The 24992-nt window shown below is 70.9% G+C and carries 20 protein-coding genes; 6 read left to right on the forward strand and 14 right to left on the reverse strand.

Annotated features, from left to right (window positions below; genetic code table 11):
* Window positions 1–254 precede the first annotated feature (254 nt).
* Both AB0K35_RS10920 and AB0K35_RS10925 read left to right on the forward strand, forming a co-directional pair.
* Window positions 255–839, forward strand: coding sequence for a SigE family RNA polymerase sigma factor (locus tag AB0K35_RS10920; protein WP_238672742.1), 585 nt, complete (start codon window positions 255–257; stop codon window positions 837–839).
* 5 nt (window positions 840–844) lie between these two features.
* Window positions 845–2047 carry a hypothetical protein gene (locus tag AB0K35_RS10925; RefSeq protein WP_363884916.1) on the forward strand — a complete coding sequence of 401 codons (1203 nt, stop codon included), beginning with the start codon at window positions 845–847 and terminating at the stop codon, window positions 2045–2047.
* Between the two features lie 55 nt (window positions 2048–2102).
* Here AB0K35_RS10925 and AB0K35_RS10930 read toward each other — a convergent pair whose 3' ends face one another.
* From AB0K35_RS10930 to AB0K35_RS10940, 3 genes are all read right to left on the reverse strand, one after another.
* The gene (locus AB0K35_RS10930) at window positions 2103–3665 is read right to left on the reverse strand and encodes an AMP-binding protein (RefSeq protein WP_238672744.1); all 1563 of its coding nucleotides are present in this window, start codon (window positions 3663–3665) and stop codon (window positions 2103–2105) included.
* Window positions 3666–3917: 252 nt separating this feature from the next.
* A complete protein-coding gene (locus tag AB0K35_RS10935) occupies window positions 3918–5132 on the reverse strand; it encodes an acyl-CoA dehydrogenase family protein (protein WP_210787407.1) in 1215 nt (404 codons plus the stop codon).
* Window position 5133: 1 nt separating this feature from the next.
* Window positions 5134–5586 carry an SCP2 sterol-binding domain-containing protein gene (locus AB0K35_RS10940; protein WP_238672745.1) on the reverse strand — a complete coding sequence of 151 codons (453 nt, stop codon included), beginning with the start codon at window positions 5584–5586 and terminating at the stop codon, window positions 5134–5136.
* 67 nt (window positions 5587–5653) lie between these two features.
* On the opposite strand from AB0K35_RS10940, the gene AB0K35_RS10945 reads away from it, so the two are divergent.
* Window positions 5654–6292 (forward strand): TetR/AcrR family transcriptional regulator, encoded by a 639-nt coding sequence (locus AB0K35_RS10945; protein ID WP_238672746.1) that lies wholly within the window; start codon window positions 5654–5656, stop codon window positions 6290–6292.
* A 40-nt stretch (window positions 6293–6332) separates the two neighbouring features.
* Here AB0K35_RS10945 and AB0K35_RS10950 read toward each other — a convergent pair whose 3' ends face one another.
* Entirely contained in the window at window positions 6333–6980 is a 648-nt protein-coding gene (locus AB0K35_RS10950) for a DedA family protein (RefSeq protein WP_363885269.1), read from the reverse strand.
* Between the two features lie 167 nt (window positions 6981–7147).
* On the opposite strand from AB0K35_RS10950, the gene AB0K35_RS10955 reads away from it, so the two are divergent.
* Both AB0K35_RS10955 and AB0K35_RS10960 read left to right on the forward strand, forming a co-directional pair.
* Complete coding sequence (locus AB0K35_RS10955) at window positions 7148–8299, forward strand: histidine kinase (protein ID WP_363884920.1); 1152 nt, start codon at window positions 7148–7150, stop codon at window positions 8297–8299.
* Window positions 8296–8937, forward strand: coding sequence for a response regulator transcription factor (locus AB0K35_RS10960; RefSeq protein ID WP_238672748.1), 642 nt, complete (start codon window positions 8296–8298; stop codon window positions 8935–8937). The genes AB0K35_RS10955 and AB0K35_RS10960 overlap by 4 nt, the downstream gene beginning before the upstream one ends.
* 6 nt (window positions 8938–8943) lie before the next feature.
* On the opposite strand, the gene AB0K35_RS10965 is transcribed toward AB0K35_RS10960, so the two are convergent.
* The 7 genes from AB0K35_RS10965 to AB0K35_RS10995 all read right to left on the reverse strand — a co-directional run bounded on the left by AB0K35_RS10965 (window position 8944) and on the right by AB0K35_RS10995 (window position 16115).
* On the reverse strand, window positions 8944–9579 hold the full coding sequence (locus AB0K35_RS10965) for a DedA family protein (RefSeq protein ID WP_238672749.1): 636 nt from the start codon (window positions 9577–9579) through the stop codon (window positions 8944–8946).
* 220 nt (window positions 9580–9799) lie between these two features.
* Complete coding sequence (locus tag AB0K35_RS10970; RefSeq protein WP_363884923.1) at window positions 9800–11062, reverse strand: adenylosuccinate synthetase; 1263 nt, start codon at window positions 11060–11062, stop codon at window positions 9800–9802.
* A complete protein-coding gene (locus AB0K35_RS10975) occupies window positions 11059–12018 on the reverse strand; it encodes a hypothetical protein (protein WP_363884925.1) in 960 nt (319 codons plus the stop codon). Before AB0K35_RS10975 ends, AB0K35_RS10970 begins: the two co-directional genes overlap by 4 nt.
* A gap of 9 nt (window positions 12019–12027) precedes the next feature.
* Window positions 12028–12996 carry a serine/threonine protein kinase gene (locus AB0K35_RS10980; RefSeq protein WP_238672752.1) on the reverse strand — a complete coding sequence of 323 codons (969 nt, stop codon included), beginning with the start codon at window positions 12994–12996 and terminating at the stop codon, window positions 12028–12030.
* Complete coding sequence (locus AB0K35_RS10985) at window positions 12993–13745, reverse strand: NUDIX domain-containing protein (RefSeq protein ID WP_363884928.1); 753 nt, start codon at window positions 13743–13745, stop codon at window positions 12993–12995. Before AB0K35_RS10985 ends, AB0K35_RS10980 begins: the two co-directional genes overlap by 4 nt.
* A 133-nt stretch (window positions 13746–13878) precedes the next feature.
* Window positions 13879–14745, reverse strand: coding sequence for a MaoC/PaaZ C-terminal domain-containing protein (locus AB0K35_RS10990; protein ID WP_363884930.1), 867 nt, complete (start codon window positions 14743–14745; stop codon window positions 13879–13881).
* Complete coding sequence (locus tag AB0K35_RS10995) at window positions 14745–16115, reverse strand: 3-oxoacyl-ACP reductase (RefSeq protein ID WP_363884932.1); 1371 nt, start codon at window positions 16113–16115, stop codon at window positions 14745–14747. Before AB0K35_RS10995 ends, AB0K35_RS10990 begins: the two co-directional genes overlap by 1 nt.
* Before the next feature lie 55 nt (window positions 16116–16170).
* Between AB0K35_RS10995 and AB0K35_RS11000 the strand changes: the two genes are divergently transcribed.
* Entirely contained in the window at window positions 16171–17463 is a 1293-nt protein-coding gene (locus tag AB0K35_RS11000) for an acetyl-CoA C-acetyltransferase (RefSeq protein ID WP_363884934.1), read from the forward strand.
* Between the two features lie 67 nt (window positions 17464–17530).
* On the opposite strand, the gene AB0K35_RS11005 is transcribed toward AB0K35_RS11000, so the two are convergent.
* The 3 genes from AB0K35_RS11005 to AB0K35_RS11015 all read right to left on the reverse strand — a co-directional run bounded on the left by AB0K35_RS11005 (window position 17531) and on the right by AB0K35_RS11015 (window position 24894).
* Window positions 17531–19858, reverse strand: coding sequence for a PKD domain-containing protein (locus tag AB0K35_RS11005; RefSeq protein ID WP_238672757.1), 2328 nt, complete (start codon window positions 19856–19858; stop codon window positions 17531–17533).
* Between the two features lie 179 nt (window positions 19859–20037).
* Window positions 20038–22362 (reverse strand): PKD domain-containing protein, encoded by a 2325-nt coding sequence (locus AB0K35_RS11010; RefSeq protein WP_363884936.1) that lies wholly within the window; start codon window positions 22360–22362, stop codon window positions 20038–20040.
* Between the two features lie 204 nt (window positions 22363–22566).
* A complete protein-coding gene (locus AB0K35_RS11015) occupies window positions 22567–24894 on the reverse strand; it encodes a PKD domain-containing protein (RefSeq protein WP_363884938.1) in 2328 nt (775 codons plus the stop codon).
* Between the last annotated feature and the right edge of the window lie 98 nt (window positions 24895–24992).

Here is a 24992-nt window from a genome sequence, read left to right on the forward strand (position 1 = left end):
GGCCGGACGGCCGCCGACAGTCCAGCCGGCGTGCCGATCCGTCGCCTGGCCGAGTGGCCCGGTCGGTCGGGTCGCGTGTCGGTGCGGGCAGGAGTTGCGCCAGTCCGGTGAGGTTGTCGCCCCCCGCGGGGCAACCCGGCGTTGCTCCGGCCACGACTTAGCGGTGTCGGAGGCACAGCGACGCGAGGAGTGGAGATGCGGGTTTGCGGACGATCGCCGTGCTGTTGGTGGCCGGTGGGAGGACAGGTCCGAGGATGCCGCTGAGCCGGACATCGGCCGAGAGGGCAGCGGCCGATGCCGAGTACACCGAGTGCGTTCGGGTTGGTCTGCCGCAGTGGCGGCGGACGGCGTACCTGATGAGCGGTGACTGGCACCAGGGCGACGACATCGTGCAGCGGGTGCTCACCGAGCTGTACCGCAACTGGTCCCGGGCACGGCGGGCCGGCAACCTGAACGCACTGGTGCGGACGATGCTGATGCGACGGTTGATCGACGAGCGGCGACGCGGCTGGGCGCGGGTGCGGCTCACCGACCTGCTACCGGAGCGGCCCGCACCGACCGCCCCGGACGCCGCTGAACGGCTCGATCTCGTGGCGGCGCTGCGCCAGGTCGCGCCTCGCCAGCGCGCTGTCCTGGTGCTGCGGTTCTTTCAGGACCTGACGGTGGAGGAGACGGCGCAGGCGCTCGGCTGCGCGCCGGGCACCGTCAAGAGCCAGACCGCCAAGGGGCTGGCGACGCTGCGAGGCCTGCTCGCCCCCGCCCGAGATGACGTGCCGACCACCATGCAGACCGGCATGGCGAGTGGTACGCCGACCAGTGTGTTGGCCCACGGAGGTTGACGATGATGGATGACACGGATGTGGCGCGGTTGATGCGCGCCGAGGTCGAGGCGGCCGAGACACCGTCGGTCGTTGTGAACATCGAACGGGCGATGACCGTCGGGCGGCGGCAGCGCTGGTACGCACGGGGCGCGGGTGCCGCGCTGGCGGTGGTCGCGGTTGCCGTCGGCGCGGTCACGGTGCCGGGCCTGGTCGCGCCGGACGGGTCGTCGCCGCCGTCGCTGGAGATGGTCGGTGCGCTGGCGCCGTTGGAGCCGTACACCGGGGAGGTGCCGTCACCCGACACGTCCCGGATCCCGGCTGCGCTGGAGACGATCGATCCGACCGTTCAGTACGTTCGGTTCGGTTGGTTGCCGTCGGGTCTGGACAGCTTGCAGTATCAGTCGGGTCTGCTGCTGAGCGGGCCGGGTGTCGTCCTGATCGCGCACGCCGCCGACTCGCCGAACCCCAACTGGGCAGGGGTTGCGGTCAGTCTCCACCCGCAGGGGGTGACGCCGCCCGCGCCGCAGGTCATGGGCATCGACCAACGGGCACCCACCCTGAGTAAGGCGCCCGCGCCAGATGTGCGGGGCACATCGGCGACCTTCATCCAGTACGACGTCGACGGCACTGACCGGCTCTCCCTCCGCTGGCAGTACGCCCCGGACGGCTGGGCCGCTGTCGATGTCTCACCCTGGGCGGCGGGGCAGGATGCCCGCGAGATCGCCCTGCACGTGGCGCAGAGGCTCAGGTTCGGTACGACCGAGCTGGTGCGGATGCCGGCCCAGGTGAAGGGGGTGCCGCAGAAGGTGCGGCCGATCCAGACTGACGTCTCCGGGCCGCTCACCCCGGACGGCTGGCGGTGGTATGCCGGCGTCACGTACAGCGCCGAACCCTCCACGGCGGATCCCGGTAGGCAGCGGGCGAAGACGGTGGACGTCGGCTTCTTTCCGTACGTCGAGATGACCGACAAGGTTCGGGCCGAGTTGAAAGGTAAGGAATTCTTCCGGCCGCCGAACACCACAGTCGACGGTCATCAGGCGTCCTTCTCCGCTGCCGCTGATCCGAGTTCGTCGGAGACGCTGGAGGTGCTCGACGTACGGGGGATGGTGGTCAAGATCGACGCACACAGCGGAACGCTCGATGAGCAGGGCACGAAGGGTTTGTTCCAGCGCCTCGACCTCGCCGAGGCCAAGCCGGACTGGCGGCCTTCGCTGATGGTCGACTGACGGGGGCGGTAACCGCCCCGGAACTCGTCGGCTTTCGCTGACGGTTTCGGGGCGGTCAGCCGTAGTAGCGGCGTAGCTCCCGGCTGAGCACCTTGCCGGTGGCGTTCCGGGGCAGGTACTTCACGAAGATCACGTCTCGGGGGACGGAGAATCGGGCCAGGTAGTGCCGGACGTACTCGCGTACCGCCTCGGGGTCGAGCGTCTCGTTGGGGTGCAGGGCGAGGAACGCGGACAGTCGCTGGCCGTACTCGGGGTCGGGCACGCCGATCACGGCCGCTTCGCGGACCTGTGGCAGTTGGGCGAGCAGATCCTCCACCTCGGACGGGAAGACGTTCTCACCACCGGAGACGATCATGTCGTCGGCCCGGCCGTCGACGAAGAGCAGCCCGTCGGGGTTGAGTCGGCCGAGGTCACCGGTGTCGAGCAGCCCGTCGCGGGTCTCCCGGTTGGCACCTGAGGTGTACCCCTCGAAGAGCATCTCGTTGCCGACGAAGATCCGCCCGACCTGTCCGTTCGCGACCGGCTGGCCGTTGTCGTCGAGCAACTCCAGCCGGGTTCCGTGTGGTGGTCGGCCTGCCGTCGTGGGTGCCTCGCGCAGATCCTGGGGACCGGCGATGGAGGCCCAGGAGACCTCGGTGGAGCCGTAGAGGTTGTAGAGGACGTCTCCGTAGACGTCCATGAACTTCGGGGCGAGCCCACCAGGCAGCGCCGAACCGCTGACGGCGACGACCTTGAGTGGCGGGCGCGGGTCTGGCGCGGGCACCTCCAGCAGTCGCTGCACCATCACGGGTACGGCGAAGAGCGCGTCGCACCGGTGTTGGTGCAGCGCGGTGAGCGTGGCGGCCGGGTCGAAGCGGCGCTGCAGCACGATGGTGGCCCGTAGCGCGAAACAGACCTGGAGGGCGGCGAAGCCCCAGGTGTGGAAGATCGGCGCCGTGATCATTACCCGGTCGCGGGTGTGCAGCGGGATGCGATCGATGATGGACACCAGCGGGCCGAAACCGCTGGGCGTGGGTCGTCGGGCGCCCTTGGGTGCCCCGGTGGTGCCCGAGGTGAGCACGATGATCCTGCCGTCGCGCTCCGGAGGGTGCAGCTCGCCCGGGAGGGCCCCGGCGACCAACTCCTCGCGGGCGCGTTCGTCGAGGCGGGGCAGTTCGGCGGGGAGGCCGAGGACCCGCTCGGCGAACTCGTCGTCGTGGACCAGCAGCCGGAGTTGCTGCTCCTCGGCGACGGTGACCAGTTGGGCGGTGGAGAGCCCGGTGTTGACCAGGACCGCGTCCACACCCAGCAGGTTGGCTGCGACGATCGTCTCGATCAGCCCGTGGTGGTTGCGGCAGAGCACGCCGATCCGGTCGCCGGCCTGTACGCCGAGCCCGGCCCGCATCGACCGGGCCATCCGTTCGGCCCGGTCGAGGAGGTCCTGGTAGGTCAGCTCGGTGCCGTCCTCGTCGATGACCGCCAGCCGGCCGGGGTCGCGGGCGGCTGCCTGGCGTAGTTCGCCGGCCAGGCTCCACCCCCAGGTGCGCAACGCGTTGAGCTGAGAGGTGATCCGGATCGGGCTGCCCGGCATGAGCAGCCCGCGACGAGTCAGCGTGGCGACGAAGAACGGCAGGTCCATGCCGCAGACCTCCTACGGGCGGTGCGCGGACGGGCGACTGGTTCCCCCGTCCATCAGGGCTTCTTTCCTTGATCATGCACTGGGCGCTGCGGAAGGCCCAGTCCGCGTCGGCGTGGGGTGACGAAGACGGCACAGATCGTGGATTCCGGCTGCGGTGCGCGGCGGCGTGCGGCGCGGCCGGCCGGAGCAGGGACCGCCCGCCCCCGGGCCGGCCGGCCGTTGGGCACCCCCGAGCCGCAGGGCGCCGGTCGGTCAGCGGATCTGCATCCCGGAGATCGCCCGGGAGATGACCAGTCGTTGGATTTCCGAGGTGCCCTCGAAGATGGTGTAGATCTTGGCGTCCCGGTACCAACGCTCGACCGGGTGGTCACGCAGGAAGCCGGCTCCGCCGAGCAGTTGCACGGCCTTCTCGGTGACCGACACGGCCACCTCGCCGGCCTTGAGCTTGGACATCGATCCTTCGCCAGCTGTGAACGGGCGGTTGTTGCGGCCCATCCACGAGGCCCGCCAGACCAGCAGCCGCGCCGCGTCGATCTCCATCCGCATGTCGGCCAGCGCGAACGCGACCGCCTGGTTCTCGATGATCGGGCGTCCGAACTGGACCCGGTCCTTCGCGTAGTCGAGCGCGTACTCGTAGGCGGCCCGGGCCACGCCGAGCGCCTGGGCGCCGACTGTGGGTCGGGACAGCTCGAAGGTGCGCATCGCGGCCTGCCCGGTGGCCCGCTGACCGGAGCGAGCCCGGTCCAGGCGTTCCAGCAGGGCGTCCCGTCCGCCGAGCAGGCAGCGGCCGGGTACGCGTACCCCGTCGAGGAAGACGTCGGCGGTGTGCGACGCGCGGAGGCCGAGTTTGCGCAGCTTGCGGGTGGCGGCCAGGCCGGGGGTGCCCGGCGGTACGACGAACGCCGCCTGACCCCGGGAGCCGAGCGCGGGGTCGACGGAGGCGGTGACCACGTGCACTCCGGCGATTCCGCCGTTCGTGGCGTACGCCTTCTGACCGGTGAGCACCCACTCGTCGGTGGCCTCGTCGTAGACGGCCCGGGTGCGCATCGCGCCGACGTCGGAGCCGGCTTCCGGCTCGCTGGTGCAGAAGGCGGCGACGGCCGGCGAGTCGACGTCGCCGAAGCACTGCGGCACCCATTCGACCATCTGGTCCGGGGTGCCGGCGCCGTAGATGGCGGCGACGGCGAGTGAGGTGCCGAAGATGCTCATGCCGATGCCGGCGTCACCCCAGAAGAGTTCCTCGCTGGCGATCGGCAGGGAGAGCCCGGTCGGGTCGGCCCAGCAGGTGGCGAGGAACTCGAAGCCGTAGAGGCCGACCTTGGCGGCTTCCTGGATCACCGGCCACGGGGTGTCCTCGCGCTCGTCCCACTCGGCGGCGGCCGGGCGCACGACCTCGGCGGCGAAGCCGTGCACCCAGTCGCGTAGATCCCGCTGTTCCTCGTTCAGGTCGAGCGAGAACTCAGCCATGTCAGGCCTTGGGGATGTCGAACAGGTTGGCGATGTTGGCGGCGAGGCCCAGGTCGCCCTTCGCCTTCAACTTGCCGGTCATGAACATCATCACCGGGTTGGCGCCACCGGAGACGATCTTCAGGAACTCGACCGGGCCCATGGTGAGGCTCAGCTTCGGGTCGTGCTGCGGGGTCTGGTTCACGACGCAGGTGCCGTCGGCGATGGCCACCTCGTAGGTGTCGCTGCCGCCGTCGGGACGACCGGTGATGATCCAGTGGATGACCGCGTTGGTGGAACCGGCCCGGTCCGCGCGGAACAGCGACGGCATCCGACCGAACACCTCGCCGAGGACCTTGTCCCGCATGTCACCGGACATCACCTGGGCGATCTTGTCGTCCGGGGTGGACTTGACCAGCTGGGCGAACTCCTTGGGGCCGACATTCGCGAAGGTGGCCGGGTCGAAGTCAGTCATCAGGTGCGCCTTCCGGAAGATTGGCTACTCGCGCGTAACCCTACGCACGAGTAGGTATGCTCGCAAGGTGTCCAGCGTCCCCGCCTTCAAGCGCCTGCCTCGCGCCGTCCGCGAGCAGCAGATGCTCGACGCGGCCGTCAAGGTCTTCTCCCGACGTGGCTTCCACGCCGCCAGCATGGACGAGATCGCCGAGGACGCCGGCATCTCCAAACCCATGGTGTACGCGTACCTCGGCACCAAGGAGGAGCTCTTCGTCGCCTGTCTGCACCGGGAGGGCACCCGGATGATGCAGGCCATCGCCGGGGCGGCGGCTCCCGACCTGCCGGCCGACGAGCGGCTCTGGCGCGGGCTGCGGGCGTTCTTCGGCTTCGTGGGCGCGCACCGCGACGGCTGGGCGGTGCTCTACCGGCAGGCCCGGGGTGAGCAGCCGTTCGCTGGCGAGTTGGCCACCATGCGGGCCCGGCTGGTCGAGGTGGTCGCCGGGATGCTCGACCACGCCCTGCGCGCCGAGGGCCGGGAGATCGCCGCCGTCGACCTGGAGGTCGTCGCGTACGCCCTGGTCGGCGCGACCGAGTCGCTTGCCGACTGGCTCGCGGACCACCCGGAGGCCGACCCGGAGAAGACCGCCACCCGGATGATGAACGTGGCCTGGCTCGGTGCCGCCCAACTGCTGCACGGCGTCGTCTGGCGCCCGGCCGCCGACTGACCGCCCCGAGGTCAGCGCCCGGCCCCGGCAGCCCCCGAGGTCAGCGCACCGGCACCCGGCGCACAGGTTCGGTCGCCGACGCCGACCCCGCGGATCGGCGACGCCGGCCCAGCCAGCGAACCACCTCGACGATGGTGGTCACGCCCAGGGCGAGGCCCAGACCAAGCAGGAGACCGCGCAGCGGGTCCTGCTCGAAGGCCATTCCGCCGAGGTAGCCCACCAGCCCGGAGTAGAGACCCCACGAGCCGGCGGCGAGGGCGTCGAAGGCCAGGAACCGCCGTCGGGGATAGCGCACAGCGCCCATGGTGAGGGTGACCGCCGTCCGGCCGCCCGGCACATAACGGGCCACGGTGAGGATGAGGCCGCCCCGGGTGGCGATCCCTCGACGGGCCCACTCGATGGCGGCCCTGCGCCGGCCCTCGGCTGGCAGCCGGTCGAGTAGGCGGGTGCCACCGCCCCGACCGATGGCGTACGAGATGTGATCGCCGATCAGCGCCCCGCTCGCGGCCACCAGGATCACCGCAGGAAGGTACGGCGCACCGGAGGCCGCGAACACCCCTGCGGTGATCACCGCCGTCTCGCTCGGTACCACCGGGAAGAAGCCGTCGAGCACCGCGATCGCGAAGATCGCCAGGTACACCCAGGGCGAGGACATCGTGTCGTGCAGCAGGTCGAGCAGATCCATGATCCTGATGCTGGTCGGGGCGGCGGCTCCCGACATCGGCCAGTGGTCAGGTGGGCGGCACTACTTAGGTAGCGGCCGGCCCGGACTGCGCATAGGGGTCATCCCCCACCTCACCCGGGTACGGCGTTGCGGGGCGACCCGATCCGTCGGCTGCGCTCTAGGCTCGCTGCGTGGCCTCCAGCGCCGTCGCCCCCCGGCGGGTCGTCCATCGGTACGCCCCGCTGCTGCTCGCCGTCCTGGTCGCCGTGGCCGTGTGGGCCAGCGCGACCGGTGACATCGGGGTCCGCTCGCCGCTGCCGAGCGCTGTCGTGCTGCTGATCGCACTGGGCTCGGCGTGGGCCGCCGCCACGATCCGGTCCCGCCGCTGGCCGTTGTTCCTGGCCGCGGCGGTCGGCTGGTTGGTGCTCGCCGCGGCGGCGGCCGGGGTGCTGGCCTCGTACCAGGCGGGTCTGCGGTTGCGCGGTCGCCAACTCGCCGGCTACCTCGCCGGTGTGGCAGTGGTGCTGACCGGCGGGGTGCTGGTCGGGCTGGCAGTGGGTGGCGTACGCCGGATCACCACCGCCAGCACCGGCAACGTGCTGCTCCTCGCCGCCTGCCTGGTGGGGCTTCCGTTGGTCTTCGGTCTCTGGGTGCGGGCCCGTCAGGACACGCTCGCCGCTCTGCGGGACCGGGCCGAGCGGCTGGAACGCGAGCAGGAGGCCCGCGCCGACCGGGTCCGGGCCGAGGAACGGACCCGGATCGCCCGGGAGATGCACGACGTGGTGGCACACCGGGTCTCGTTGATGGTGGTGCATGCCGGGGCGCTGGAGGTGACAGCCGTCGACCCGGCGACCGTCGAGGCCGCCGCGCTGATCCGGACCACCGGCCGGCAGGCGCTCACCGACCTGCGCGAGGTGCTGGGTGTGCTGCGCCAGGCCGACCCGGCCGTGACGCCGGAGCGGGGGCTCGACACGTTGGACGAGTTGATCGGGGAGTCCCGCGCCGCCGGTCTGCGGGTGTCCCGGCAGGACGAAGGTGTGCCGACGGCACTTCCGGCGACGCTGGGCCGTACCGCGTACCGGGTTGTCCGTGAGGCGTTGACCAACGTGCGTAAGCACGCGGCCGACGCCGAGACGACTGTCTGCCTGCGCTACCTGCCCGACGGGCTGGAGGTGCTGATCCGCAACGGCCCGTCCGAGGGCGGGTCGGGGCTGCCGGGTGCCGGGCAGGGTCTGCTCGGGCTGCGTGAGCGGGTGGAGCTGCTCGGCGGCCGGTTGGAGGCAGCTCCCGTGGACGGCGGCTTCCTGGTCCGGGCCCTGATCCCGCTGGCGGGTGCGGCGTGATCCGGGTGGTGGTGGTCGACGACGAGCAGCTTGTTCGGGCCGGGCTGCGGCTGATCCTTGAGGCGGCGGAGGACATCACTGTCGTCGGTGAGGCAGCTGACGGCGCTGGCGCGCTGGATCAGGCCCAGCGGTTACGCCCCGACGTGGTACTGCTCGACGTGCGGATGCCGGGCGTTGACGGGCTGACCGTCGCGCCCGCGGTGGTCGCCGTCGGCCCGAAGGTGATCATGTTGACCACCTTCGACCTCGACGAGTACGTGCACCGGGCGCTGCGGGCCGGCGCTGTCGGCTTCCTGCTCAAGGACACCCCGCCCCGCGAGTTGGCCGCCGCCGTTCGGACGGTGGCCGCCGGCAACGCGATGCTCGCCCCGACGGTGACCCGGCGCCTGATCAGCTCGTTCGCCGAGCGTGGTCCGGCCCGCCGGGACGCGGCCCGTGAGCGGCTCGCACCGCTGACCGGGCGGGAGTTGGCGATCGTCCGGGAGGTGGCGCGCGGGCACGGCAACGCGGAGATCGCCCGGCGGCTGACGATGAGCGAGGCCACCGTCAAGGCACACGTCAGCCGGGCGCTGGCGAAACTCCACGCGGGCAACCGGGTGCAGTTGGCCATCCTGGTGTACGACGCCGACCTGCTGTGACGGGTGTCAGGTCGAGCCGGCCCGGTCGGTGGTGGCGGCGGCGCGGCGGCGGGCCCGGTGGCGCAGCCAACGGACGCCCTCGATGCCCAGCGTGACGATCACCGACAGGCCGATCCCGGCGAGGACACCCTTGACGGGGTGCCGTTCGAAGGCCAGCCCACCGAAGTAGCCGAGCAGCCCGCAGTACAGGGCCCAGGTGACCGCCGCTATCGCGTCGTACAGCAGGAACGACCGGCGGGGATAGCGCACCGCGCCCATGGTGAGGGTGACGGCGGTCCGCCCGCCCGGCAGATACCGGGAGGTGGTCAGGATCAGCCCGCCGCGCCGGTTCAGCGCGCGCCGGGCCCACTCCGAGCTGGCTCGTCGGCGGCTGCCGTCGGGAAACCCGGCGAGGCGTCTCGCGCCGCCACCGCGCCCGATGGCGTACGAGACGTGGTCACCGGCGCAGGCGCCCACCGCAGCGGCGGCGACAACCGCCGCCAGCTTGGGATTTCCGCTGGTGGAGAGCACGGCGGCGGTGATGACGGCCGCCTCGCCGGGTACGGCCGGGAAGAACGCGTCGACCGCCGTGAGCCCGAAGATCAGCAGGTACACCCACGGTGAGGTGACCAGCTGTCGGAGCAGGTCGAGCGCGGAATCCATGCCCCCATGCTCGCCGGGTGCGACCCGCCCGGTGGCCGAAGCCGCGGGATAACCCCACCTCTCCCCGTGCCGATCTTGCACTTTGGGTCCGCGCCAATCCCTGCAAAAGCCGCAGAACAACAACCGAAACTGCAAGATCGGCGGGTTGCGGCGGGTTGCGGCGGGGTGGGGCGGGGCGGGGTGGGGCCGGGCGGGGTGGGGCGGGGCGGGGTGGGGTGGGTCAGGCTGAGTGGGTCAGGGCTGGCGGGGTGAGCAGCGGGCCGTGTGGGGTCTTGTCGTCGGCGGTGGGGCCTTGCGAGGTCAGCACCACAGGTACGTCCAATTCTGTGCTCACCGCCTGTGCCCAGTCCGTTGGCGGGTCGTCGTACACCGGGCGGGAGCGCAGCAGGCGGGCGGTGAGCGCGGCCTGCCGGTCCAGGTCGCCGGGCGGGCCCGGGGTGAGCCGGTCGGTGGTGTCGTAGCGGCGGCAGATCCGCAGGTCGGGGCCGGCCAGGTCGAGGTGGGTCACTGCCAGGCCGTCGACGCCGCCGGCCGCGGCGAGGGCGTACCGGTGGGCGACCGCGTCGAAGTGGCCGAACCGGAACCGGCCCTGCCACGGGTTCGTGGCGTTGTGCGCGTCGACGAACGGCAGGCTCGGGTCCTCGGTCACCAACGGACCGTGCCCGTGCCGGGTGGTGACCACCCGGAGCACCCCGATCCGGGTCACGTCGCCGGGCCGGCCCGCCTCGGCGAGGAGGCTGTCGACGTTGGCGAACGTGGTGGTGCTCCACGTCGTGTACGGGTGGAAGCCGTGCCACTCGTCGAGCAGCACCCCCTGCGCACCCTCGAAGACGCAGGCCCCGGTGCGCAGCGCCAGGGCCAGCCAGCTCCCGTCCACGATCGCGACCCGCCCGGCGAAGCCGGTGAACGCGGGCAGGCAGTCCTCGACCGGTGGCGCGTCCAGCGGGCCCAGCTCGGCTGTCAGCCGGTCCCGCAGTGTGGTCAGCCTGCGGCGCAGCAGTGCCGGGTGGTGGCAGTCGGCGACCCGGGGCGCGTCGTCGGGGTGGGCGAGACCGTACGCGACGGCCTCGCCCACCCCCAGCCCGCAGGAGCCGTGCCGGTCGGCTCCCCGGGCGATCTCGCGGGCCCGGTTGGCGGCCCGGTGGTACGGGGTGGCGAGCAGTGCGTCCCCGTCGACTGTCAGCCGGTCGAGCGCGTCGGGCACCCCGACAGTGGCGAGGTGGTCGGCCTCGGCGGCCATCGCCAGCGGGTCCACCACCACGTGCCGGGACAGGTGCGTACGCACACCGGGATGGAAGGTGCCGGCGCCGAACTGTGCGAACGTGTGGTGCCGCCCGTCGCGCAGCACGACGTTGTGTGCCGCCTGCGCGCCCCCGTTGAAGCGGACCACGGTGTGCACGGTACGGGTGGCGCAGAGCCAGTCCACGACAGTGCCCTTGCCGGCGTCGCCGTAGCCGAGGTCGACCACCGCCACGTGGTTCACAGCCGGGTCACCCCGCTGGCCGTGTCGGTGAACGTCGGCAGCGTCGACACCTCGGCCCGCCGTTCCCGGCCGAGGCGGGCCAGCGCCTTCGACACGGTCCCGGTGGCGCCGGAGCCGGCACGGTCCAGGTCGCGTAGGCCCTCGTCCAGGTTGATGGCCTGTTCGCCGAGGCCGATGGTGAGCGCGATGGTCTCGCAGACCGCGTCGAGGTCGTCGAGCACCACGGCGTTCTGCCCGAACAGGTCCCGCCAGAAGTCGAGCACCTTCGCGTTGCCGGCGTAGTGGCTGCCGGTGGGGAGCAGGTAGTAGGTGTCCCAGCGGCGGGTCACCTCGTCGACCACCTGCCGCAGCGGCACGTCCTCGGAGAGGTCGTCCCCGATCAGGCCGGCCACCTCCCGGGCCTTCACCCGCTGGTACGCCAGCTCGTCGCCGATGATGAACAGGTAACCGCGTCGGCCGCGCTTCTCCCAGTTGTCGGTGACGGTGTGCCGGGCCATGAAGTACATGGCCAGTTCGTACGACTCGCTCATCTGCCCGCCGCCACCGCCTTCGAGGACGATCCGGCCGAGGTCGTCGTCCATCCGGTTGTCCGACTCGAACTGGCCCACCTGCAACGGCACCCGGTCGCAGGTGGCGTCGCCGATGGCACCGAACATGATCTGCGGGTCGCTGGCGTAGCCCTGCCGTTGCAGCAGCCCGAGCAGTTGCGGCAGCTTGGTCTGCAGGACCCGCGGCACGGTGCGCATCGAGCCGGTCACGTCGAAGAGCACCGCGACGGGCGTCGACCGGGGGTGCTCGTCGGAGTCGCGGCTCTCCCGGGTCGTGTCCCTGGGGTCGAGCGCGGGGTGCACAGTGCGCGCCCCGCTGTCGCTGTAGGAGAAGGCGCTCCTGCCGGTGGACCGGCGGTAGCGGTCGGCGGCGTCGTACACGTCGGTGGACCAGATTCCACTGCCCATGACAGCTCCTTAGGGGGTGAGGGTGAAGGGTCGGAAGGTGCGTGGCCCGTAGAGCCGGTCCAGCACCTGGTCGAGCTCGCGCAGCAGGCGCCAGGCGTCGTCGGGCCGGGCGTCCAGGGACCGCTGCCGGCAGCCCTGCGCGAAGGTGTGCAGCTCGCGGGGTGCGCGCGGCCCCATCAGCCAGCTCATGCAGTGGCTGGCCATCGCGATGTCGGTGCCTGGGCCGCACCGCTGCTTCTTGATGACTTCCTCCGGGTCCCAGCCGTGGCCGGGTACGACCGCCGGGATGGTGCTGCCGACAGCCGCGGAAAAGCACCAGTCGATCAGCACCACGCCGTGGGCGTCCGGCTCGATCAGCACGTGTCGGGGCACTACCGCGCCGTGCACCACGCCCGCCCGGTGGGCCAGGCCGAGCACCACCAGCAGACGCCGCCACATCCAGGCGACATCCCTGGCGTCCAGCCCGTCGGGGTACGCGCGCCGCACCTCCTCAAGGTCGTGCAGGCCGGGTGCGGTGGCGAGCACGTTGATCCGCCGTTCCGCTCCGGTGCTGGCGTCGCGGTGCCGGAACTCGTCGACCAGCCGGGGCACGTACGGCAGGTAGCGCGGGTCGCCGCGCTCGGCGATGGTGCGCAGGGCGTGCGCCTCGCGGGCCATCAGGTCGTTGTCGGTCGGCCGTCGGGGGAGCTTCAGCAGCCGGTCGTCGCCGACGTCGTAGAGGTCGGCCAGGTCACCCGAGTGGGCCGGCGCGCCGAGCCGGTAGTCGCCGAGGACTGTGGTCTGCCGTGCCTGCCACCGGGTGGTGACGTGGATGAACGCGTCGAGGGCTTCGGCGCGTACCGCCGGGTTGGTCGGCAGGCGGTCGGGGTGCAGGGCCGCTACCAGCTCGCGGTAGCGGTGGGCCGGCTGGTCGGCGCCGAACAGGTCCGCGTCGGTGCGGGCGGCCGCGACCAGGCGGATGGCCTCCGTGGCCCTCACCGCACCGTCTCCTCGCGCGCGGGGCGCAGCAGCGCCGGGTGCAGCAGGCGGGCGTCGCCGGCCCGGTAGAGGCGGGCGCGCGGGCCGCCGCGGGCACCGCCGCGCTCGGTGCTGGCACCGGTGCTCTCCACGAAGCCTGGCACGGAGAGCACCTTGCGGTGGAAGTTGCCGGCGTGCAGCGGGTGCCCCCAGACCGTCTCGTAGACGGCGCGCAGTTCGCTGATCGTGAACTCGGCGGCGAGGAAGCGGGTGGCGAGCGGGGTGTACTCCAGCTTGGAGCGGGCCCGTTCCAACGCGTCGTCGATGATCCGGCCGTGGTCGAAGGCGAGCTGTCGGCTGGTCAACGCGGTCACCGGGAGCCAGATCGCATCGTCGGCGTCGCTGCCGGCGGCCGGGTCCGGCAGGTCGGGGGCGAACGCGAGGTGGGCGATCGAGACGACCCGCATGCGCGGGTCACGGTCGGGAGCGCCGTAGCTGCCCAACTGCTCCAGGTGTACGCGGCGCAGCGCCTCGCCGCCGAGCCCGGTCTCCTCGGCCAGCTCCCGTCGGGCGCCAGCGGTCAGGTCCTCGTCGGGGAGGACGAAGCCTCCGGGCAGCGCCCAGTGCCCCGCGAAGGGTGCCTCGCCCCGCCGGATCAGCAGCAGGTGCAGTGCGCCGTCGCGGATGGTCAGCGCCACCACGTCGACTGTCACCGCGACCGACGGATAGGCCCGGGGGTCGTACGCGGCCAGGAACTCCTGCTCGTTCATCGCGTCTCTCTCACTCTGAGAACATCTCGCTGTGAGAACAACTTAGCGCAGAAGTGCGCGCCTGCCAAGGGCCGGACCAACTCAGCGCACGAGACGGTGCGGTGCGCTCAGCGCGCGGTGCGGTGCTGTGCGCTCAGCGCACGAAGCCCGTCAGGTGGGGTCGGCCCCGGGAGTCGTGCAGGGCGAACCCGCCGTCCGGCAGGAGCGCGAAGCTCACGGTGCTCGGCAGCGGCACGGGCAGCTTGAAGGCGACCTCGACCGTGTACGCGTCCGGCAGCCGGGCCTCCAGCGCGGCCAGGCAGCGCGCCTTGCTCCACATGCCGTGCGCGATCGGCCGGTGGAAGCCGAACAGCCGCGCCCCGAGCCGGGAGGTGTGGATCGGGTTGTGGTCGCCGGAGACCCGCGCGTACTCCATACCGATGCGCGGTTCGACCCGCCAGCGGGCGGTGGCCGTCGGCGCGGCAGGCCGCTCGCCGGGCTCACGTCCGCCCGGCTTGCGCTCCCGACCGAGGTACGTCGAGACGCCGCGCCACACCTCGGTCCCGTCGACGGAGCCGACCAGCACCATGTCCACCTGCCGCCCCCGGTCGTGGGGGCGCAGGTTCTCCGCGTACGTGGTGAAGTCGAGGGTCTCGTCGGCGGTGATCGGGCGGTGCGTGGTGATCCGGTTGCCGACGTGCACCAGGCCGATCAGCGGGAGGGGGAAGTCCGGCGCGGTCATCAGGCGCAGGGCCAGTGGAAAGCCCATGACGTGGGGAAACGTCGCGGGCAGCCGATCGGTGAGCCGGAACCCGCAGACCCGGTCGTAGTCGGCCAGCCGCGCCCGGTCGACGCTCACCCCGCCCACTGTCAACTCGACAGCCGGCAGGTCGGGCCCGCGCCGCCCACCCCCGAGGCCCGGTAGCGCGCCGAGCAACGCCCGTCGGTGCAGCGCCCCGACCGCCGGCATCCTGGGCAGCTCGACCAGGCTGCGGCCGCCCCTCTCCGGCCCCGCGCCCATCACGCCCCCAGCAGGCTCTGGCCGCAGACCCGGACCACGTTTCCGCTGACCGCGCCGCTGGCTGGCCAGGCCAGCCAGCCGATCGTCTCGGCCACGTCCACCGGCAACCCGCCCTGGGCCAGGCTGTTCATCCGCCGCCCCGCCTCGCGGACCACCAGCGGGATGCGCGCGGTCAGCCGGGTCTCGATGAAGCCGGGGGCCACCGCGTTGACGCTGATCCCGTGCTGCCGCAGGGCCGGCGCGAGTGAGTCGACCAGCCCGATCACGCCGGCCTTGCTGGTGGCGTAGTTCGTCTGCCCCCGGTTGCCGGCGATCCCAGCGATCGACGAGACCGAGATGATCCGCCCGCCGGCCGGGATCAGCTCCCGCGCCAGCAGTACGTCGTTGATCCGCTCCTGGCTGGAGAGGTTGACGTCGATCACCTGGTCCCACCGGTCGGCGTCCATCCTGCCGAGCGTCTTGTCCCGGGTGATCCCGGCGTTGTGCACCACCACGTCGACCCGGCCGTGCCGGCTGGCCAGGTGCTCGGCGAGTCGGGTCGGCGCGTCCGGCGCGGTCAGGTCGAGTTGGACGGCGGTGCCACCGATGTCGTTCGCCACCGCGGCGAGCGCGTCACCGGCGGCCGGGATGTCCAGGGCCACCACCTTCGCGCCGTCGCGGGAGAGCACCCTCGCCAGCGCTGCGCCGATGCCCCGTGCGGCGCCGGTGACCAGCACGACCTGCCCGTCCAGCGGGCGGTCCCAGTCGGCGGGGCCGCTCGCCGCGCCGGGGCCGACCCGGATGACCTGCCCCGACACGTACGCGGACCGGCCGGACAGCAGGAACCGGAGAGTCGACTCGAGGCTCGTGATGGTGCCAGCCGAGTGGACCGGGTCGTCCGACGCGTCACCGCTCACGTAGACGAGTTGCGCGGTGGTACCCCGGCCGAACTCCTTGCCGATGCTGCGGACCAGCCCTTCGAGGGCGCGTTGGGCGGTCGCCTCGCGGGGTGTCGGGCACTCCTGTGGCGAGGTGCCCAGCACGATCACCCGACCGCTGGGCAGCACGGCCCGGGCCTGCGGGTGAAAGAAGTCGTAGAGCTGGCGCAGGTCGGTCGAGTCGATGAGCCCGGTGGCGTCGAAGAGCAGTGCCCCGTACCGCTGCGGGTTGGCCCCGGCAGGGTCGACCAGCTCGACCCCGGCGCTGGTGAGGATCTTGGCAACCGGCTCGGCGAGCCGGCCGCCGGTGGCCGCGCCGAGCAGGGCCGGGCCGGCCAGCAGCGGGTCGCCGGGGTGGTGCCGGCGCAGTCGGGGCGGGTCGGGCAGCCCGAGGCGCTTGACCAGCGCGCGGCCGGCGGCCGATTGGACGAAGCTCGCGTACCTGTCGGTCATGGGCGTAGCCTACTGGCGAGTAGGGTTTGAGCAACACATGTCGAGGAGGCGGATCGTGCAGAGCATCCGGCGGGTCGCGGTCATCGGGGGCAACCGCATCCCCTTCGCCCGCTCCAATTCCCGCTACGCGGACGCGTCGAACGCGGACCTGCTCGGCGCGGCGCTCGACGGCCTGATCGCCCGCTACGGGCTGGCCGGGCAGCGCATCGGCGAGGTGGTCACCGGTGCGGTGCTCAAGCACTCCCGCGACTTCAACCTCACCCGCGAGGTGGTCCTCGGCTCCCGACTCGACCCACACACCCCGGCGTACGACATCCAGCAGGCCTGCGGCACCGGCCTGGAGGCGACCATCCTGGTCGCCAACAAGATCGCCCTCGGCCAGCTCGACGTGGGCATCGCCGGCGGTGTCGACACCACCTCCGACGCCCCGCTCGCCGTCAACGAGGAGATGCGCCGCACGCTGCTCAAGCTCAACTCGGCCCGTACGCTGGGCGAACGGCTCAAGATCGCGGCGAAGCTGCGCCCGTCCCAGCCGTTCAAGCCGGAGATCCCGCGCAACGCCGAGCCGCGTACCGGCCTGTCCATGGGCGACCACGCCGCCCGGACCGCAGTGCGCTGGCAGATCGACCGGCGCTCCCAGGACGAGTTGGCGCTGCGCTCACACCAGCGCCTCGCCGCCGCGTACGACAGGGGCTTCTTCGACGACCTGATGACGCCGTACCTGGGGCTCACCCGGGATGCGAACCTGCGCCCGGACAGCAGCCTGGAGAAGCTCGCCTCGCTGAAACCGGTCTTCGGCACCCGTGGCCCGGACGCCGAGCACGCCACCATGACGGCCGGCAACTCGTCACCCCTCACCGACGGCGCGTCCACTGTGCTGCTGGCCAGCGAGGAGTGGGCGGCGGCGCACCACCTGCCCGTGCTCGCCTGGTTCAGCTGGTCGGAGACGGCGGCGGTGGACTTCGTGCACGGCGACGAGGGGTTGCTGATGGCACCCGCGTACGCGGTTCCCCGGATGCTGGCCCGCGCCGGGCTGACGTTGCAGGACTTCGACTACTACGAAATTCACGAGGCGTTCGCGTCGCAGGTGCTGGCCACCCTCGCCGCCTGGGAGTCGCCGGAGTTCGCCAAGGACCGGCTCGGCCTGGACGCCCCGCTGGGCGCGATCGACACCGACCGGCTCAACGTCAACGGTTCGTCGCTGGCCGCCGGGCACCCGTTCGCCGCCACCGGCGGCCGGATCGTGGCGACCCTGGCCAAGCTGCTGGCCGAGCGGGGCAGCGGGCGTGGGCTGATCTCCATCTGCGCCGCCGGTGGGCAGGGCGTGACCGCCATCCTGGAGCGCTGAGCGGAGCGTGCACGGCGACGCCCGCCGGACCCGAGGGTCCCGGCGGGCGTCGATCGTGCGGTGGGGCTCAGCCGAGGGTGAACTTCTCCCAGGTGCTGATGGTTGGGCCGTTGGCGATCAGCGGCTTGGATCCTGCGCCGTCGGCGCTGACGTACTTGCTGTTGACAGCGGCCTTGAAGCTGACTGTGCCGTCGCTGCTGCGGACCATTGTGAACCGCTCCCAGGTGCTGGCGGTCGCCGCGCCCGCGATCAGCGGCTTGGCGCCTGCGCCGTCGGCGGACACGAAGCGGCTGTTGATGTGGGCGAAGAGGGTGACCTGCCCGTTGCCGAGATCCACCACGTCGAACCGCTCCCAGAGGCTGACCGCCGGGCCGTTGGCGATCAGTGGCTTGCTGCCCGCGCCGTCGGCGCTGACGTAGCGGCCGTTGACCCGCGCCTTCAACGTCCGGTTGGCGTCGGTGGCCTTGACCTGGTGGAACTTCTCCCAGGTGCCGATCGTCGGTCGGGTGGCGGCCAGCGGCACGGCGCCGCTGGGATCGGCGGTGACGTACAGGCCGTTGTCGGCCTTGAGGCTGACGCTGCCGTCGCTGTTCCGGTTGATGTTGAACCGCTCCGGAGCGTCCACGACCTGGCTCATGGCGTGCAGCGAGTCCGGGCCGCCGCTGTAGGTCCGGCTGACGTACCGCCCCGTGACGTAAGAGAAGAGTGCGACCTGGCCACCGCCTGCGTCGGTGAGGTCGAACTGCGTGGCGAGGCCGAACTCGGGCCTGCTCGGCACGAGACCGGTAGGCGTGCCGTACCCGTCGACGTAGCGGCGGTTGGCGAGAGCGAGGAGACCCACCGTCGCGGTCCGTCGCAGGACGCTGACCCGCTGGGTGCTGGTGTTCGTCCGACCGTCGGTTCCGGTCACCTCGACGCTGAGGCTGTAGGTGCCCGGTTTGGCGTACGTGTGCGAGGCCACCGGCGTGCTCTGGGTGACCCCGGACCCGTCACCGAACTCGAACCGGTAGGACTTGATCGGATGGAAGCCTGGCTTCGACGCGGAGGCGTCCAGCTTCACCGAGAGCGCTCCGAGATCGATGCTGACGCCGAACGACGCTGCCGGCGGCCTGATGGTCTCCACCGCGCCACGGTCGGCGTAGGTGGTCGGGCCGGCACCGGTGTTCGCCACGGCCGGGTCGTCCATGCGCGGGGTGCCGATGCGGTCGAGTGCCGGGAACCCGGGGGCCGCGGAGTTCGCCGAGTCGATGTCGTCTCGTGGTTGTCCCGTCTCCCGGTCGTGTGCGGCCTGCCCGGACGCGGCCCGGAAACCGGCGAGGCTCATCCGGGTGTTCAAGGCGTAAATCTGCGGGGAGTCGCTGTAGTAGTGGTGGGCGTTGTTGTAGTCGACCTTGGTCTTTCCGACGGCCCCGCCGTAAACCCCGATCTCGACACCGTCGAGAAAGGCCGGGTCGCAGTAGCCCTGGCTGAAGAAGCCGTTCGTGGTGAGAACGTTGTTCTGCACGGAGACGCCGGGCGAAGTTCCGTCGACCCGGATCCCGTCGCGGCAGCGGTTGCGGATCGTGTTGTTGGTGATCGCCGTGTTGGCGGCACCGTTGTTGTGCACGCCGTGGCCGGGGCCACCGTCGATCTGGTTGTTGGCCACCACAGTGTCGACCGCGCCCACCCCGATGGCGACTGCCGCTGCGGTGAAACCGCTGACCTTGCTGTCGAGGATGCTGACTCTCGGCCCGTCGACCCGAACGCCGACGCCGTCGGAGGGTGTCCGGTACCCGGCGCTGCTCAATACGTTCACGGATCTGACCAGCACGTCGCTGCTCGCGGCGTCGATGATGATTCCAGCGTTCAGGGTCGGCCCGCTGGCGTTGATCTGCTTCAATGTCGACCTGGTGACACCGGCCAACCGGACGGCGGGCGCGGTCGAGGAGGTGTCCATCGCGAAGTTGCCGCCCTGGATGGTGATCCGCGAGGAGTTGCGCAGGTCGAGGCCGGGCAGCACGCTTGTCGACCCAATGGTGCGCAGATTCTTGAGTACGACATCGTGCTGGCCGTCGATCACGAAGCCAGCGGTCGCGCCGATCAGAGTTGCCACGCCACTGGCGAAGAAGGTGACCGGTTGCTCGGGCGTGCCGGACGTGGGGATCGTGACGCGTTCCCGGTAGTTGCCGCTGCCGACGTCCACCGACTGGCCGGCCGTGACCACCGCAGCCGCGGCACCGATGGTGCAGAACGGCTGCGTCAACGTGCCCGGGAACTGGTCGGAGCAGCCGGTGGCGGGGTTCTGCCGGACGTAGAGCGTCGTCGGAGCGCCCGCCTGGGCCGGCACGATGGTGCCCACCAGGGCACCACCGGTCAGCACGACGGTCGCGAGACCGGAAAGGAGGGATTTGCCCATGCTTTGCCTCGGGGATGAGGAGGAGCCGGCGGTCGCCGGGAGTCAGATAAAGGTGATCATGCATCACCGGCCGATTGAGGCGCTGACCGCAGTGACAAAACGGCCACTCCGCCGGTGTGTGCAAGGCGACGCCCGCCGGACCCGAAGGTCCCCGGCGGGCGTCGACAGTGCGGTTGGGCTCAGCCGAGGGTGAACTTCTCCCAGGTGCTGACGACCGGGCCGTTGGCGATCAGTGGCTTGCTGCCCGCGCCGTCCGCGCTGACGTACTTGTTGTTGATGCCGGCCTTGAAGCTGACGGTGCCGTCGCTGTTGCGGACCAGGGTGAACCGCTCCCAGGTGCTGGCCGTCGGTGCGTTCGCGATCAGCGGCTTGCTGCCTGCGCCGTCGGCGGACACGAAGTGGTTGTTGACGCGGGTGAGGAGCCCAACCTGCCCGTTGCCGAGATCCACCACGTCGAACCGCTCCCAACTGCTAGCGGTCGGCGCGCTCGCGATCAGCGGCTTGGTTCCCGCGCCGTCGGCGCTGACGAAGCGACCGTTGACCAGGGCCTTCAGGGACCGGTTCGCGTCCGGTACGACGACCAGGAGGAACTTCTCCCAGGTGCCGATGGAGGGCCGGCTGGCACTCAGCGGAGCGGCGCTGTTGACGTCCGCGGTCACGTACTGGCTGGTGATGGGGGCCTGGAGGCTGATGGTGCCGTCGGCGTTGCGCACCAGCGTGAACGTCTCGCGTACGTCCACGACCATGCTGTCCGCTGTCAACGTGGCGAGGTCAAATTGGGAGATGGCGACGTAGCGCCCGGCCGTCCGGGAGAAGAGGGCGACCTTGCCGTTGCCGGCGTCCGCCAGGTCGAACTGCGCGATCGTAGTCGGTTCGGCCTGGTTCGGTCGAAGCCCGAAGCCGGTCTCGTAACTCACGTAGCGGCGGTTCGACAGGGCCCGCAGACCCACGGTCCCGGTCGGCCGCAGCACGCTGATCTGCCTGTTGTGGGCCGCCGACCGACCGTCGGTGCCAGTGACGGTGACGGTGATCTGGTAGCGGTCCGGGTTCGCGTAGGTGTGCGAGGCGATCGGGCTCGTCTGGGTGACGACGCTGCCGTCGCCGAACGAGAACGAGTAGGACGCGATCGGGTTGAGGCCGGGGGTGGAGGCGGACGCGTCCACGGTCACCGACTGCGCCTGGAGATTCAGGACGACGTCGAACGACACCACCGGGGCGCGGACGGTCTCCACGGCACCACGGTCGGCGTAGGGGACCGGACCGGCACCGGTGTTCGGCATGCTCGGGTCGTCGATGCGCGGCGAGCCGGCGCGGTCGAGGGTCGGGTAGCCGGGGGCGGCCGAGTTTGCCGAGTCGATGTTGTACCCGGCCTGCCCCGTCTCGCGGTCGTGAGCGGCCTGGCCGGATGCGGCCCGGAACGCGGCGAGGCTCATCCGGGTGTTCCAGGCGTAGATCTGCGGGGAGTTGCCGTAGTAGTGGTGGGCGTTGTTGTAGTCGACCACAGTCTTCCCGACGGCCCCGCCGTAGACGCCGATCTCGACACCGTCGAGGAACGCCGGGTCGCAGTAGCCCTGACTGAAGAAGCCGTTCGTGAACAGCACGTTGTTCTGCACTGAAACGCCGGACGAAGCTCCGTCGACCCGAATTCCGTCGCGGCAGCGGTCCTTGATGGTGTTGTTGACGATCGCCGTGCCGGTGCCACCGTTGTTGTGCACCCCGTGACCGCGACCACCATCGATCTGGTTGTTGGCCACCACCGTGTCGACCGCGCCCACCCCGATGGCGACTGCCGCTCCGGTGAAGCCGCTGACCCTGCTGTCGAGGATGCTGACTCGCGGGCCGTCGACCTGAACGCCGACGCTGCCGGTGGGTGTCTGGTACGCGGTGCTGCTGGACACGTTCGCGGATTTGATCAGCACGTCGCTGCTCGCGGCGTCGATGGTGACCCCGGCGGTCAGCGTCGACCCGCTGACGGTGAACCGTCTCAGTGTGGACGTGGTGACGCCGACCAACTGGACCGCGGGTGCGGTCGAGGAGGTGTCCATCGCGAAGGTGCCGCCCTCGATGGTGATCCGCGAGGAGTTGCGCAGGTCGAGGCCGGGAAGCGCGCTTGCCGACCCGTTGGCGCGGAGATTCTGGAGTACGACATCGTGCTGACCGTCGATCACGAAGCCGGCCGTCGCGCCGATCAGGGTCGCCCCGGAACTGGCGAAGAAGGTGACCGGCTGCTCAGGAGTGCCGGACGTGGGGATCGTGACGCGCTCTCGGTAGTTACCGCCGCCGACGTCCACCGACTGGCCGGCCGTGACCACTGCGGCGGCGGCGCTGATGGTGCAGAACGGCTGCGCCAAGGTCCCCGGGAACTGGTCGGAGCAGCCGGTGGCGGAGTTCTGCCGGACGTAGAGCGTCGTCGGAGCGTCCGCCTGGGCGGGCAGCGCGGTGCCCACCAGAGCACCACCGGTCAGTACGACGGTCGCCAAGGCGGCGAAGAAGGATTTACGCATGCTGGCCTCGAAGATGAGGAGGATCCGGCGACGCCGGGAGTCAGATACGGGTGATCTTCCATGATCGACAGGCGAGGCGCTGACCCGGGTGACAAAACGGCCACCTGCCTCGTTGTGGTCTTGGTCGCGGCGTTGACTGTGCCCCCGCACAGCGACGCCCGCCGGACCCGAGGGTCTGGCGGGCGTCGACAGTGCGGTAGGGGCTCAGCCGAGGGTGAACCTCTCCCAGGAGCTGATGACCGGGCCGCTGGCGATCAGTGGCTTGCTGCCCGCGCCGTCCGCGCTCACGTACTTGTTGTTGACGGCGGCCTTGAAGCTGACAGTGCCGTCGCTGCTGCGGACCATTGTGAACCGCTCCCAGGTGCTGGCGGTCGCCGCGCCCGCGATCAGCGGCTTGGCGCCAGCGCCGTCGGCGGACACGTAACGGTTGTTGACACGGGCGAGGAGGCCGACCTGCCCGTTGCCGAGATCCACCACGTCGAACCGCTCCCAGGTGCTGGCGGTCGGCGCGCTCGCGATCAGCGGCTTGGTTCCCGCGCCGTCGGCACTGACGAAGCGACCGTTGACCTGCGCCTTCAGGGACCGGTTCGCGTCCGGTACGACCACCTGGAGGAACTTCTCCCAGGTGCCGATGGTGGACTGGCTGGCGCTCAGCGGAACGGCGCTGTTGACGTCGGCGGACACGTACTTGCTGGTCATGGGGGCCTGGAGGCTGATGGTGCCGTCGCTGTTTCGCACCAGCTTGAACATCTCGCGTACGTCCACGAGCACGCTGTCCGCTGTCAACGTGGCGAGGTCAAATTGGGAGATGGCGACGTAGCGCCCGGCCGTCCGGGAGAAGAGGGCGACCTTGCCGTTGCCGGCGTCTGCCAGGTCGAACTGCGCGATCGTAGTCGGTTCGGCCTGGTTCGGTCGAAGCCCGAAGCCGGTCTCGTAACTCACGTAGCGGCGGTTCGACAGGGCCCGCAGACCAACGGTCCCGGTCGGCCGGAGCATGCTGATCCGCCTGCTGTAAGTCCCCGACCGACCGTCGGTGCCAGTGACGGTGACGGTGATCTGGTAGCCGCCCGGGTTCGCGTAGGTGTGCGAGGCGATCGGGCTCGTCTGGGTGACGGTGCTGCCGTCGCCGAATGTGAACCGGTAGGACTCGATCGGGTTGAGGCCGGGGAGGGAGGCGGACGCGTCCACAGTCACCGAGCGCGCCTGGAGATTCATGGCGACGTCGACCCGCACCTCCGGGCTGCGGATGGCTTCGGTGGTGCCCCGGTCGGCGTACGTGACCGGGCCGGCGCCGGTGTTCGGCACGCCCGGGTCGTCGATGCGCGGCGCGCCGCCGCGGGCGAGGGTCGGGTAACCGGGGGCGGCCGAGTTCGCCGAGTCGATGTTGTCCCGGGCCTGCCCCGTCTCGCGGTCGTGGGCGGCCTGGCCGGAGGCGGCCCGGAACGCGGCCAGCGACATTCGGGTGTTCCAGGCGTAGATCTCCGGTGAGTCCTTGTTGTAGTGGTCCGCGTTGTTGTAGTCGACCACCGTCTTTCCGACGGCACCGCCGTAGACGCCGATCTCGACCCCGTCCAGCACCTTGCTGTAGCAGTAAGCCAGATCGAAGTAACCGTTCAGAGCGAGCACGTTGTTCTGTACGGAGACGCCGGACGAGGCTCCGTCGACGCGGATGCCGTCCTGGCAGCGGTTATTGATGGTGTTGTTGGCGATGGCCGTGCCGGTGGCCCCGTTGTTGTGCACACCGTGGCCGGCGCCCCCGGAAATCACGTTGTTGGCCACCACGGTGCCGGCCGCGGTGGGCCCGAGCACGATCGCCGCGTTGGTGAAGCCGGCGATGCTGCCACCGATGTACGAGTTGCGCGGCCCGTCGATCCGGACGCCGATCGTGTTGTCGGAGAGGAGGTAGTTGGCATAGCCCTGCACGCTCGTGTCCTGGATGGCCACGTCACTGCTGGCGGCGTCCATGCTGATGCCGACGCTGGCGGTCAACCCACTGACGGTGATCTTCGACAGGCTCGAGCTGGTCACGCCGGCGAACCGGATCACCGGTGACGTCGCGGTTATTTTCAGGCCGTAGGTGCCGCCCCGGATGGTGAGGCCCGAGGAGTTGCGCGCGTCCAGGGCCGGCACGTCGCCCGACCCGTCGACGCGGAGGTTCTGGAGCACCACGTCGTGCTGGCCGTCGATCACGAAGCCCGCCGTCGCGCCGGTCAGGGTCGCCGCGGAACTGGAGGTGGTGAGGAAGGTTACCGGCTGCTCAGGCGTGCCGGACGTGCCGATCGTGACGCGCTCCGGGTAGTTGCCGCCGCCGATGTCGACGGTCTGCCCGCCGGTGACGATCGCCGCTGCGGCTCCGATGGTGCAGAACGGCTGCTCCAAGGTGCCCGGGTACTGGTCCGAGCAGCCGGTGGCGGCATTCTGCCGGACGTAGAGCGTCGTCGGAGCGGCCGCCTGGGCGGGCAGCGCGGCGCCCACCAGGGTGCCACTGGTCAGTACTGCGGTCGCGAGACCGGCGAAGAAGGATTTGCGCATGCTGGCCTCGGAAAGGAGGAGGATCCGGCGACGCCGGAGGTCAGATAAGGCGATTCTGCATGATCGACAAGTGAGGTGCTGACCTGGGTGACAAAACG

Source organism: Micromonospora sp. NPDC053740, assembly GCF_040677775.1.
In the GTDB taxonomy this organism is placed as follows: domain Bacteria; phylum Actinomycetota; class Actinomycetes; order Mycobacteriales; family Micromonosporaceae; genus Micromonospora; species Micromonospora alfalfae.

Bases quoted from the DNA above. Each gene is read 5' to 3' on its own strand.
- AB0K35_RS10920 (WP_238672742.1), top strand. From the start codon at position 255: ATGCCGCTGAGCCGGACATCGGCCGAGAGGGCAGCGGCCGATGCCGAG.
- AB0K35_RS10925 (WP_363884916.1), top strand. From the start codon at position 845: ATGGATGACACGGATGTGGCGCGGTTGATGCGCGCCGAGGTCGAGGCG.
- AB0K35_RS10930 (WP_238672744.1), bottom strand. From the start codon at position 3,665: ATGGACCTGCCGTTCTTCGTCGCCACGCTGACTCGTCGCGGGCTGCTC.
- AB0K35_RS10935 (WP_210787407.1), bottom strand. From the start codon at position 5,132: ATGGCTGAGTTCTCGCTCGACCTGAACGAGGAACAGCGGGATCTACGC.
- AB0K35_RS10940 (WP_238672745.1), bottom strand. From the start codon at position 5,586: ATGACTGACTTCGACCCGGCCACCTTCGCGAATGTCGGCCCCAAGGAG.
- AB0K35_RS10965 (WP_238672749.1), bottom strand. From the start codon at position 9,579: ATGGATTCCGCGCTCGACCTGCTCCGACAGCTGGTCACCTCACCGTGG.
- AB0K35_RS10975 (WP_363884925.1), bottom strand. From the start codon at position 12,018: ATGGGCAGTGGAATCTGGTCCACCGACGTGTACGACGCCGCCGACCGC.
- AB0K35_RS10985 (WP_363884928.1), bottom strand. From the start codon at position 13,745: ATGAACGAGCAGGAGTTCCTGGCCGCGTACGACCCCCGGGCCTATCCG.
- AB0K35_RS10990 (WP_363884930.1), bottom strand. From the start codon at position 14,745: ATGGGCGCGGGGCCGGAGAGGGGCGGCCGCAGCCTGGTCGAGCTGCCC.
- AB0K35_RS10995 (WP_363884932.1), bottom strand. From the start codon at position 16,115: ATGACCGACAGGTACGCGAGCTTCGTCCAATCGGCCGCCGGCCGCGCG.
- AB0K35_RS11005 (WP_238672757.1), bottom strand. From the start codon at position 19,858: ATGGGCAAATCCCTCCTTTCCGGTCTCGCGACCGTCGTGCTGACCGGT.
- AB0K35_RS11010 (WP_363884936.1), bottom strand. From the start codon at position 22,362: ATGCGTAAATCCTTCTTCGCCGCCTTGGCGACCGTCGTACTGACCGGT.
- AB0K35_RS11015 (WP_363884938.1), bottom strand. From the start codon at position 24,894: ATGCGCAAATCCTTCTTCGCCGGTCTCGCGACCGCAGTACTGACCAGT.